Source organism: Deinococcus aerolatus (assembly GCF_014647055.1).
Lineage (GTDB): Bacteria > Deinococcota > Deinococci > Deinococcales > Deinococcaceae > Deinococcus > Deinococcus aerolatus.
In genome coordinates this window covers 187414-198266 of sequence record NZ_BMOL01000007.1, presented here as the reverse complement: position 1 = coordinate 198266, position 10853 = coordinate 187414, and the positions used below count along the sequence as shown (strand labels likewise).

Genomic DNA, 10853 nt, shown 5'->3' with positions numbered 1-10853 from the left:
ACGGGTGCGCTCCCTGACCCTCTTCCATTGGTGGCCTCGTGTAACAAATTAACCGGGATTCGTATCAAAGCACCACAACCTCTGAAATTCACCAACGTCAGCGGCTGATTCCCTGCCTGTCAGCCCCTATCTGCGGTTATTCGGCAAGCCAGTAACATTCGACTACCTCAGGTCAGCGCCGGAAGGCTGAAGCCTGAGACTGCAGGCGGCGTGTGGAAGAGGTCCACCACCAGCGCCCGCCGCTCGTTGTCCATGACATGCCGGTACACGTCCAGCGTGATGGATACCCGCGCGTGTCCCAGGACCTTGGACACCACCTCCACCGGCGCGTCGCCGCGCAGGGCCAGCGTGGCGACGGTGTAGCGCAGGCTATGGGGGAGATGTTGGGCCGCTGTTCCCTGCCCTGTATTGCTGCCATCAGAGCCGCCAGCTTCTCTCGCGTGGCACGCCCTGCCAGACTGACCGCTTGTCGGTCTGCAGTTCCAGCCGCGCTGGGTTGACCATTCCACGATCAGCCGCATCGCCCTCACCAGATTGTCGGGGTAGGTCCAGCCGCCCAGCGTGGTCCCGAAGACCGCGCCCACTCCTTCCCATGCGCTGTCCGCCGTCTGACGGTCCCTCTCCTGCGTAGTCCGGTGGTCCCGCAGCACGGCCACCACCGAGGCGGGAGGGTGAATGTCCCGCTGTGAGTTGGTGGTCCTGGCATCGCCCGTCTCAATTTCTTCCAGTCGCATGACCCGCGTTTGCCGGACGCGCAGTACGCCCCGCTCCAGATCTACGTCCTGTGAGGTCAGGCCCCTCACTTCGCCGCGCCCCCGCCCTCACTGCGGCGCGGAGAGGTAGCGCCTGGGCTGGGTGGAGACGGCTGTGGAAGCAACCTGCACAGCAAATGTGGCGGCGGCCCCAGCATCCTGGCCCCGGCCCAGGGCGTCCAGGTACGCGGCGTTCCAGATGTCACCGGCCCCCACGGTGTCCTGCACCCTGACCGCCGGGGCCGCATGCGTGCTGATCTGCCCCTGCTGACGAAGCAGGACGCCGTGGGGGCCGCACTTGATGGCCAGCGTGCCGTCTGGGTGCAGCTGGTACGCGAGGCAATCGGCGGCGCGCTGCAGGTCAGCCTCGCCCGTCAGGGCCTGCGCCTCCAGGTTGTTGATCAGCAGGTGGTGCGTTCGGGGCAGCCAGCCCAGCACCTCCTGACGTAGCGTGGGGGTGTAACCGCCGTCGGGCCAGCCCATGTCGAGGGCCACCTGCGTTCCGCTGCGCCCGAAGTGCGTGAGCATCTCGGGGTACTGGCGGCGCAGGGCTGGGGTGAGGAAGGCTCCAGCCAGCAGGGCAAAACGGCTGACGGGCACATGGGGCCGCAGTTCCTCCCAGTTCAGGGTCGCCAGGTGGCCCAGCTGGGTCACAAAGGTCCGCTCGCCGTCGGAATGGCTCACGGCCACCGTCACTGAGGTTGGCCCGGCGTGCGGCAGCCACGTGACCGGCCCGGCGGGCAGCTGCGCCCGGAGCCATTCCCCGGCCAGATCATTCCCGGCCGTGCTGACCAGCGCGTGGTTCGTGCCGAGGGCCGCGCAGGCGGCGGCGGCATTGCCCGCGTTGCCGCCGACGCGCCACTGCAGCCCCTCCACCAGGGCCTCGGTGCCCCGTGCGGGCCAACGGTCCAGGGGACCCAGGATCAGGTCCACGTTGACGTTGCCCAGAAGAATGACATCGCGCGGCGTCACGCAAGCTGCTCCTGTGGTCTGCCGGCGCTGAATGCGACGTCCAGGCCCGCGAAGAGGTCGTGCATGGGGTATTCAGGCACCGGGGAGCGAATGCCGCCGAGGCTGAAGGTCTCTGTGTTCATCAGGGGCGCGAACTGCTCCTCGGTCAGAGTCCCCAGGGTGCTGAGCGGGCCGGTCTGGCTGCGGTGCGAGAACAGCGCGGCCCGCTTCTGCGCTGCGTGGGCGCGGACATCGATATGGGCGGCGATGGTGCAGTCGCATACCGCGTAGGTTTCCGGCTCCAGGCCCTCCAGCACGCCCAGCGGGCGCCCACTTTGCAGGCGCAGCATTTCCTCGCGGCTCTGAACGGTGTAGAACAGCCGCTGCACACGCACCTGCCGGAACCCGCTGCTGGCGTACGCGGCGGTGGCGACGCGGTGGGCGATCAGGTGGTCGGGATGGCCGTACATGCCGTGCGGATCGAAGGTCAGCATGATCTGGGGGTGGGTGGCCTCGATCACCTCAAGAATCCGGCGTTCCATCTCGGTGGGGTCCGCGTTGATGGTCGCCAGCGGATCGTCGCGGCGCAGCCGGTCGCCCCGGCCACTGTCGTGGTAGCCGAGAAAGATGGGAGGGTGGATGCCCAGGGCGGCGCAGGCGTCTTTCAGCTCCTGCTCCCGCTGGGGGGCGATCTCCACCTCGCCCAGGGCCGGATCGGTATTGCGCCCGGCCTCTCCCCGCGTGAGGCAGATCAGGTGAACCTGCGCCCCCCGCGCCGCGTACAGCGCCAGCGTTCCGCCGCAGCGCAGCGCCTCGTCGTCCGGGTGGGCGAAGACGGCCAGCAGCGAGGCCTGGGCGCTCATCCCTTCATTCCCGTCAGCACGATGCCCTCGATAATCTGTTTCTGGAAGATGGCGAACACGATCAGCACTGGAATCACCGCCAGGCTGCTGGCCGCCATGATCAGGCCCCACTGCGTGCCGGCCTCGCCGTTGAACAGCGCCGTGCCCACCGGCAGCGTGCGGAACTCGGGTTTCTGAATCACGATCAGCGGCCACAGGAAGGCGTTCCAGTTGCCCAGGAAGGTAAAGATCGCCAGGCTGGCCAGCGCCGGGCGCACCAGCGGCAGCGCAATGCGCCAGAAGATGCCGAACTCGCTCATGCCGTCGATGCGGGCCGCTTCCAGCAGGTCGTCGGGCAGCGTCTCGAAGAACTGCCGCATCAGAAAGACCCCGAAGGCGCTGATCAGCCCCGGAAACATGATCGCAAAGTACGCGCCGGGGGTGCTCTGGGTCAGCTGCAGGTCGCTGACGCCCACGAACCACGGAATCACCAGCATCTCGGTGGGGATCATCAGCGTGGACAGGATCAGGATAAAGATGATGTTCTTGCCGGGGAAATCGAATTTTGCCAGGGTGTAGCCCACCATCGAATCGAAGAACAGCACGCTGGCGGTGGTGACCCCGGCCACCAGCAGGCTGTTGCCGAACCAGCGGATGAATTCGGTTTCCACCAGCACCTGGCGGTAGTTGTCCAGGGTCGGCGCGGCGGGCAGGAACGACAGGTTAAACAGCTCCTGAAACCCCTTGAGACTGGTCAGCAGCATCCACATGAAGGGAAACAGCGTGACCACGATGCCCACGCTCAGCACGACGTAGGCCAGCAGCGTGGGGGTGTTCACGCGGCGGCGCGGCTGGGGCTGGCCGGCGGTGGCGGCGGGGCGCTCGTCGGGGCGGGCGGGATGGGTGGTCATGCGGACTCCACGGGCGCGCGCCGCCCGGAAAGCGTGACCTGCGGCCGGAAGGGATGCCGGTTCACAGGTCGTACTTCCGGGTTAGGAAACGCAGCTGGATGAGGGTGATGGCCAGGATGATCAGGAACAGCACCACCGTGATGGCCGAGGCGTAGCCCATCTGGTAGCGGCCGAAAGCGATCTGGTAGATGTACAGCGCCACGGTCATGGTGCTGCCCAGCGGGCCGCCCTGGTCGGTGAAGTTCAGGTTGACGACCTGGGTGAACAGCTGTAGATAGGAGATGGTGCCGGTAACCACGCTGAACACGATGGTGGGGTTGAGCAGCGGCAGCGTGATCTTCCAGAACGTCTGCGTGCCGTTCGCGCCGTCGATCTCGGCGGCCTCGTAGTAGCTGCGCGGGATGGCCGCGAGACCGGCGAGGAACAGCACGATCTGGAAGCCCAGGTTCTGCCACACCACCAGGGCCGCCGTCGTCGCCAGGGACTGGGTGGGCGAGGTCAGGAAGTTCTGCGGCGGAATGTTCAGCCAGATCAGGAAGGTGTTGATCGGGCCGAACTGCGGGCTGAACAGCCACTGCCAGACCCATGCGGCGGCCACGATGGGGGTCACGTAGGGAGCGAAATACAGCGCCCGGAACAGGCCCCGCAGCGCCTGGATGCGGTTGAGCATCAGTGCCACCACCAGCCCCAGGGCGATCTGGGCCGGAACGCCGATCACCGCGTACAGCGCCGTGTTGCGCAGCGCCTGCCCGAACTTCTCGTCGGCGAACAGGCGCTCGTAGTTCTCGATCCCCACGAAGGGCTGCTGCTCTTTGAGAATGTTCCAGTCGAACACGCTCAGGCGCAGGGCGGAGAGGGTAGGCAAAAAGCGCACGATCAGAAAGAAGATCAGCGGAACGAGCAGGAACGTGTAGGCCGTGCGGGTCTGATGCCGGCGCATCGAGCCGCCCCGGCGGGGCCTGGGGGGGGTGGTGGACGTGGGCGCCGTGCTGGTCATGGGGTCCCTGGGCGGGCATGGAATCTGGGCATCTCAACCTCTGGAGCGCAGTGATGAAGCGACATGGGTGCGGCAAACAGGACGCGCCTCCACCTCCCCCCGGACGGCGCCGGAGGGGAGGCAGCGGCGCGGGCCGCCGAACGCCTTACTTGTAGTAGCTGTTCAGGATCTTCTGTTCGTCGGTGGCGGCCTTCTTGATGGCGTTGGCCGGGGTGTTGCCCTGCAACAGGACGGTGTTGATCGCGTCCACCCAGGCCTTGCGCTGACCGGCCTCATCGACGAACAGCGTCGAGTGCGCGAACGGCAGCGAGCCCACGAAGGCGCCGAACACCGGGTCCTTGCGCAGCGACGCGTCGCCGGACAGCTTGCGGCTGGCCGGAATCTCGCCCACCGAGTCCAGCCAGGTGCGCTGGGTGGTCTCGCTGGTCAGGAACTTGAGGAACTTCACGGCGGCGTCGAGCTTTTCGCCCTTGGCGTTCTTGGTGATGCCGTTGACCCAGTACGACCCGAAGTTGCTGCGGATGCCGTTGTCCTTCATCACCGGCAGCGGGATGACGCCCCACTCGAACTTGGCCCCGTTCTTGATGGTGTTGACGGCAAAGGAGCCGTCGATGATCATCCCGACCTTGCCGGCGATAAAGGCGTCGCGGTAGCTGTTGTTGCCGGGGAAGAAGTTGGGCACGCCCAGCTTGTACTTGGTGGCCAGATCGGTGTAGAAGGCCATTGCCTTGCGCCCGGCCTCGCTGTCGTAGGTGGCCGTCTTGCTGTCCTTGCTGTACGGGGTGCCGCCGAACTGCCGCACCAGCACCTCGCGGACCATGTGGTAGTCCTGGCCGTCGGGCTGGATGCCGAAGCCCAGGGTGGTGAAGCGCGGCGGCGCGCCCTTGACGATCTTCTCCCCGGCGGCGATGAAGTCTTCCCAGGTGCGCGGGGGGGTCAGGCGGGCAGCCTTGAACAGGTCCTTGTTGTAGAACACCGCCAGCGTCCGCACCGAGGTGGGCAGGGCGTAGTACTTGCCGTCCATCTTGCTGGTCTGGATCATCGGCACGAAGTCACTCTCGATCTTCTTGATCGGGAAGTCCTTGGCCGGCAGGGGCAGCAGGTAACCGCTGTCCACGTACTGCGGCAGCCAGCCGTAGAACAGGTTGACCACGTCCGGGCCCTGGCCGGCCGGCACGCTGGAGGCCACCTTCTGGTTGTAGGCGTCGTAGGGGAAGGTTTCCTGCTTGATCTTAATGTCGGGGTTGGCGGCCTCGAACTTCTTGATCAGCTCGTTCATGGTGCTGACCTTGCTGGCGAAGTCGTACTGCCAGTAGGTCAGGGTGACGGGCGCGGCCGAGGCGGAGGCGAGGGACAGACCGAGGGCCAGCGTAAGCAGCTTTTTCATTGATCTCCTTGAGGGTACGTGTGAGATGAGGGGTACTTGAGAATTTAAACTATACGTCGGGCAGGGGCGGAAAAGAGAGCTGGCTGGCAATCGTTGTGAACCGGGCGCTTTCCTGCCTCCGCCCGTCGGGGCTGCCGGTTACTTGCCCAGGGTCACGCGGGGCCACAGGTAGGGCAGGGCCTGCTTGCCGCCCCAGGGGAACGCCGCCCACGCCAGCCCACTCTGGCTGATGTTCGCACCCACGCGGGCGTCGGCCGTGTCGCCGTCGTACATCACCAGGTTCAGGCCGATGGTGTCGCCCGCTTTGGGCACCTTGGGCATGGCGGCCCAGGGCAGGCGGAACTCGATGGTGTAGCCGCCGTCCACCTTCCTGGAGGCCACCTGCATGCCGGGCGCCGTTTCCTCCATCACGCCTTGCCGGGCGTCGGCGTCGCGGAAGCCGCGTGCCCCGAAGCCGTCGGTGGTGCAGGGGAAGGCGGCGGCCTGCATGGTGGTGCCGGTGTCGCGGCTGGTGCCGCTGGGGTCCACGGTGACGCCAATCGCGTCCGAGCGCAGCTGGGCCTTGACGTCGTCGGGGGCGATGTTGCAGGCCACCAGCTCGTCCTTGACGTTCAGGCCCACGTACAGGTACGTGTCGTCGTAGCCGAGCTTGAAGCTGGCGCTGGCGTCTGCCGCGCCGTCGGGCTTGGCCCGCCACCACAGGTCTTCGGGGCCGATCTGCCCGTCGGCGCCCGCCGACAGGTCGGCCAGGTCGCCGTCAATGGCCGGCGCCTTGCTCAGGCGCGGAATGGTCAGGCTGGGCAGCACGTAGGCGTTGGCGGTGTCGGTGAAGTTGCCGGTGCTGAGGCTGACCGGCAGCAGCGCACTCTGGCGTCCGGCAGGCAGCGCGGCGACCACAGCTTCCAGCTGCAACGTCAGCGTCTTGCTCTGTCCGGCGGCCAGCGAGTAGGCGGTGTCGCCCGACAGCGCGATGCCTGCGGGCAGTTTCAGCTCTACCTTGCCGTTCACGGCAGCCCCGCTGCGGTTGGTCACGGTTACGTTCACGGGGGTCTTCTGGCCCAGCGCGAGTGCCAGACGGGTGGGCAGCGAGCCGATCACCCAGTCGGTGCCGGTCTGCCGTGCGAAGTCCTGGTACGCGGCGACGTCAAAGGTGGGGGCGAACGTGGCCACGACGGCGGGCAGCGGACGCACGAAGTTGCCGGCACGGCCGGTGATGGCCTGCCCGTCCTGCACGGCGCGGTAGCTGCCGGTCAGGGCGCTGCGCTCGGCGGCGGCCCCGGCGGGGGCCATGACCTGGAAGGTGGCGCTGGCCGACTCACCGGGCTTGAGGGTCCGGGCGGCCGGAGCGGCCGAGACCGTCCAGCCGTCCGGGGCATTCAGGGCCAGCGTCACGCCGGTCATGGGCTGGGCGGTGGTGTTGATCAGGGTGACCGTCACGGGCGCGGCCTGCCCCGCACCGATGTCATAGGCGCCGGGCTGCACCTCCAGCCGCACGCCGGCCGGCGAGGACCCGCTGGGGGCCAGCGCCCCGCCGAGCAGCGATGTTTCCTGGGCGGGGGTGGGCACCCGCGAGGCCACCAGCATGAACGACTCGGGATTGGCTGCCCGCGCCGGCAGCGTGGAGGTGGTGTCCCAGCCCTGCGAGCGGTAGTTGTGCTGCGCGATGCTCTTGAGGTCCGCGTAGCGCAGCCGCGCGGTGCGCGACACGTCGTCGGTGGGAATCTTGACGGTGGCCTCGGCCGCGCTGTTGGGGTAGTAGTACAGCTTCAGCGGCGTGAACGGCTGCACGCCCTCGGCCACCTGCTCGGGGCAGGACTTCGGGTCACCGGCCGAGTTGTAGGCCAGCGTGGCGGCGCGGGCGGCCATCTGGTGCTGGCCGTGCGTGCCGGGGCCGGGCCACATCGTCACGATGATCTCGGGGCGGCGCACCCGCACCAGCCGCACCACGTCGCACACAAAGGCCGGGCCGCCCCACTTTTCGAGCGTCTCCTCGGCCGACAGCGTGAAGTAGAAGTCGCGCAGGCCCAGGAAGTGCGGACTGTCCACGCCCAGCATCGCCAGCGAACGGCGTTCCTCCTCCTCGCGGATCAAGCCCAGGGCGCGGCCGGTCTCGCGGCCGGTGGCGTTGCCGCCACCCTCGCCGCCGGTCAGGGTGACCACGGTGCCCTTGAGGCCGCCGTCCAGCAGGTAGCGGGCCAGGATGCCGCCCACGCCGCCGTCGTCGTCCGGGTGCGCGCCGATGAACATTAGGTCCACGTCCATCAGGTCCAGGCCGCTGACCGTGCCGCCGTAGGAACCGGGGCCGCTCTGGATGGGGTTGGGAGCGGGCGCAGGCGCAGTCTGTGCGCTTGCGGCACCCACCAGCAAGGACAGCAGCACGGCGGACCAGCAACGTTTTCTCATAACGAACCTCCTTCAAGGTACGAACGGGCATTCATAAAGCGGGTGGTGAGGCTGTCGTGGTGGGCCAGGTCGGTGTCCAGGCGTTCGCGGGCTGCCAGGAGTTCCCCGGCCATGACCTGCGGAGCGGGGCCGCCGAAGGTGGTGCGGCGGGCGATGAATTCCGCCGGGTTCAGGGCGCTTTGCACCTCGGCTTCCGGCAGATGCAGGCCCACTGCCCCGAGATCCGCGGCGGTCAAGGTGCTGACCGCGCGGCCCTGGGCGTGCAGGTGTGCGAGCAGCGCCGCCACGTGGGCGTGCGCGTCCCGGAAGCCGCAGCCGGAGTGGCGGGCGATCACGTCGGCCAGCTCGGTGACCACCGATTCGCCCTGCTGGGCTTCACGCAGCCATTCCTCGCGGTTGAGTCTGGGACGGGTCAGCGAGGCGATCATCAGTTCCAGGCCGTCGCGGAAGTCGTGCCACATGCTGGTCAGCGGCGGCTGCATGTCCGGGCCAGGGTCGTTGATGTCCCCGAACGGCACGTTGTGGCTGCTGATGATCACGCTCTGCGTCACCCCGATGGCCTTGCTGAACTTGGTCCGGGCGTGTTCCAGGGCCACCGGATTGCGTTTCTGCGGCATCACGCTGCTGCCCTGCACCAGCCCGTCTTCCAGCGACAGCAGCCCGCGCGAGGCCCAGAACAGCAGGTCGTACAGCACCCTTGAGAGGGTCGTGGACACCACCGTGATCACGCTGGCGATCTCCACCTGCCAGTCGCTGGCGCTCACGGCGTCGTAGGTGTTCTCGATGGGCCGGTCAAAGGCCAGCAGCGCCGAGGTGCGCGTCCGGTCGATGGGAAAGCTGGTGCCGCCCAGCGCCACCGCGCCCATCGGGCTGATGTTCAGGTGCGCCAGGGCACCCAGCATCCGCGCGCTGTCGCGGGACAGAACGTTTTCCACCGCCGTCAGGTAGTGCGCCAGGGTGGTGGGCTGGGCCGGCTGGTGGTGGGTGTACGCGACAATCACGGTGTCGATCTCCCGCGCGGCGAGGTCCAGCAGCGTGCGCCGCAGCCGCAACACCCGCTCCATGGCCCGCATCAGGCGCAGCCGGGCACTCAGGCGGTAGATGGTCATGTCCAGATCGTTGCGCGACAGCGCCGTCCGCAGCGCCCCTGCCGCGTCCGCGTCACGGGCCGCCAGCGTCCGGTCCAGCGTGAAGAACACGTCCTCGATGCTGGGGTCGTAGGCTGGAAACGGCTGGCGGCGAATGTCACGCAGCAGCCGGGCCGCCTCGCCCGCGTGCGCCACGCCGCAGCCGTCCAGCATCAGGGCGTGGGCGCTCAGGGCGTCGAACAGGTGGGGCAGCAGGTGCTCGCTGGCATAGGCGTAGTCCGGTTGCAGAACGGTTTTCAGGTACGTGTCATGCCACATCGGTGTGTTCCCCTCCAAGGTCCTCGACGCGCGCAAGCAGATGCTCCCGCGCCTGTTCATGTGCCAGAAGGGCCGCGCCGCGTAGCACCACGGCGTCCACGTCCGGCAGCAGCTGGGTGGTGATCGACACGTCCAGCAGGGTGCTGAGTTTCTCCTGAAGGGCAGAGGCGCGGCTCTGCGGCAGGCCGAGCGCCACGTGCTGCAGGTCCAGCGTATGCACCAGTCCAGCCAGCATGAACGCCGTGGCGTCGAGCCGCTCGGGGCTGGGCAGGCTTTCCAGCGGCTCCGCGCCGCCCGCAGTGGGCCAGCGCGAGCGCCCGATTTCCCCGGCCCGCCCGTGCATGCCCCGGTACAGCTTTCCGCCCAGCAGCAGACCCATGCCGGTGCCGCTGGGCCGCTCGATCAGCACGGCCATGTGGCTGCAGTCGGGCGTCTCACGGGTGATGGCCAGCGCCACCAGATTGGCGTCATTGACGAAGGCGTAGGTCACGCCAGCGCCTTCCAGAAAGCCCGTGACCCGTCCCACGTCGAGGTGGTGGGTCACGTTGGGTTCCCGCACCCGGCCTTGCGGGTCCACCGGGGCTGGCAGGCCGATCAGCACGTGGCGCAGCGGCCCATAGGTGTCTTCGGCCAGCGCCTCGGCGAGTACCCCCAGCAGTGCCGCGGTCAGTTCGGGTTCGGCGCAGTGGGTCTGCCGGGTCCGGGCCTCACCGCCAGCCAGGCCGTTCAGGTGCGTGTAAATGTCGGTGGGTTGCAGACTAATGGCCAGCACCGCGCCAACCTGCGGCTGCAACTCGACCATGTGAGGGGTGCGGCCCATGCCCTGGTCCGACGAGATGGACAGCCGGGCGATGCCGTGAATGAGCAGTTCCTGTACCACGACGTTGACGGTGACCTTGGACAGTCCGGTCCGGTCGGCCAGCTGCGGCCGGGTGGCTCCCGCCTCGGTAAACAGCAATTGTGTAACGGCGCGGCGATTAAGACGCCGAAGCTCGCGCGGCTGACCCATGGACAACTCCTAGATAAGAAACTTTCTTAACGATGTGGAGCCACTGTACATGGGCGTCTGCCGAAAATCAACGTGGCCTCTATCGGTTCCCATCCGCCCTATCGATTCCCATTCGGACGTGTGCCCCGGGCTGTTCTTTCCTCAATGTTTCCGGGAACGCACGGGCATCGACACCTGCGCCCTGTCAGGTGTCGA

Annotated in this window: 9 protein-coding genes; all 9 read right to left on the bottom strand. The window is 67.6% G+C overall.

Annotated elements, in window-relative coordinates:
• Positions 1-167: 167 nt before the first annotated feature.
• Positions 168-734, bottom strand: a complete 567-nt coding sequence (locus IEY31_RS09625; protein ID WP_188971329.1) for a tyrosine-type recombinase/integrase — start codon at positions 732-734, stop codon at positions 168-170.
• An 87-nt stretch (positions 735-821) separates the two neighbouring features.
• Positions 822-1724 carry a carbohydrate kinase family protein gene (locus tag IEY31_RS09620; RefSeq protein WP_188971328.1) on the bottom strand — a complete coding sequence of 301 codons (903 nt, stop codon included), beginning with the start codon at positions 1722-1724 and terminating at the stop codon, positions 822-824.
• Entirely contained in the window at positions 1721-2566 is an 846-nt protein-coding gene (locus IEY31_RS09615) for a PIG-L deacetylase family protein (RefSeq protein WP_188971327.1), read from the bottom strand. The genes IEY31_RS09620 and IEY31_RS09615 overlap by 4 nt, the downstream gene beginning before the upstream one ends.
• On the bottom strand, positions 2563-3456 hold the full coding sequence (locus tag IEY31_RS09610; protein WP_188971326.1) for a carbohydrate ABC transporter permease: 894 nt from the start codon (positions 3454-3456) through the stop codon (positions 2563-2565). Before IEY31_RS09610 ends, IEY31_RS09615 begins: the two co-directional genes overlap by 4 nt.
• Before the next feature lie 61 nt (positions 3457-3517).
• Entirely contained in the window at positions 3518-4453 is a 936-nt protein-coding gene (locus IEY31_RS09605; RefSeq protein WP_229723452.1) for a carbohydrate ABC transporter permease, read from the bottom strand.
• Between the two features lie 145 nt (positions 4454-4598).
• Entirely contained in the window at positions 4599-5840 is a 1242-nt protein-coding gene (locus tag IEY31_RS09600; protein WP_188971324.1) for an extracellular solute-binding protein, read from the bottom strand.
• Positions 5841-5978: 138 nt separating this feature from the next.
• The gene (locus IEY31_RS09595; protein ID WP_188971322.1) at positions 5979-8243 is read right to left on the bottom strand and encodes a PIG-L family deacetylase; all 2265 of its coding nucleotides are present in this window, start codon (positions 8241-8243) and stop codon (positions 5979-5981) included.
• Positions 8240-9649 carry an argininosuccinate lyase gene (locus IEY31_RS09590; RefSeq protein ID WP_188971320.1) on the bottom strand — a complete coding sequence of 470 codons (1410 nt, stop codon included), beginning with the start codon at positions 9647-9649 and terminating at the stop codon, positions 8240-8242. The genes IEY31_RS09595 and IEY31_RS09590 overlap by 4 nt, the downstream gene beginning before the upstream one ends.
• Positions 9639-10658 (bottom strand): ROK family protein, encoded by a 1020-nt coding sequence (locus tag IEY31_RS09585; protein ID WP_188971318.1) that lies wholly within the window; start codon positions 10656-10658, stop codon positions 9639-9641. The genes IEY31_RS09590 and IEY31_RS09585 overlap by 11 nt, the downstream gene beginning before the upstream one ends.
• Between the last annotated feature and the right edge of the window lie 195 nt (positions 10659-10853).

What these genes read in the sequence shown, in the direction of transcription:
- IEY31_RS09625 (WP_188971329.1), bottom strand. Translation starts at nt 734, where the DNA reads ATGCGACTGGAAGAAATTGAGACGGGCGATGCCAGGACCACCAACTCA.
- IEY31_RS09615 (WP_188971327.1), bottom strand. Translation starts at nt 2,566, where the DNA reads ATGAGCGCCCAGGCCTCGCTGCTGGCCGTCTTCGCCCACCCGGACGAC.
- IEY31_RS09610 (WP_188971326.1), bottom strand. Translation starts at nt 3,456, where the DNA reads ATGACCACCCATCCCGCCCGCCCCGACGAGCGCCCCGCCGCCACCGCC.
- IEY31_RS09605 (WP_229723452.1), bottom strand. Translation starts at nt 4,453, where the DNA reads ATGACCAGCACGGCGCCCACGTCCACCACCCCCCCCAGGCCCCGCCGG.
- IEY31_RS09600 (WP_188971324.1), bottom strand. Translation starts at nt 5,840, where the DNA reads ATGAAAAAGCTGCTTACGCTGGCCCTCGGTCTGTCCCTCGCCTCCGCC.
- IEY31_RS09595 (WP_188971322.1), bottom strand. Translation starts at nt 8,243, where the DNA reads ATGAGAAAACGTTGCTGGTCCGCCGTGCTGCTGTCCTTGCTGGTGGGT.
- IEY31_RS09590 (WP_188971320.1), bottom strand. Translation starts at nt 9,649, where the DNA reads ATGTGGCATGACACGTACCTGAAAACCGTTCTGCAACCGGACTACGCC.
- IEY31_RS09585 (WP_188971318.1), bottom strand. Translation starts at nt 10,658, where the DNA reads ATGGGTCAGCCGCGCGAGCTTCGGCGTCTTAATCGCCGCGCCGTTACA.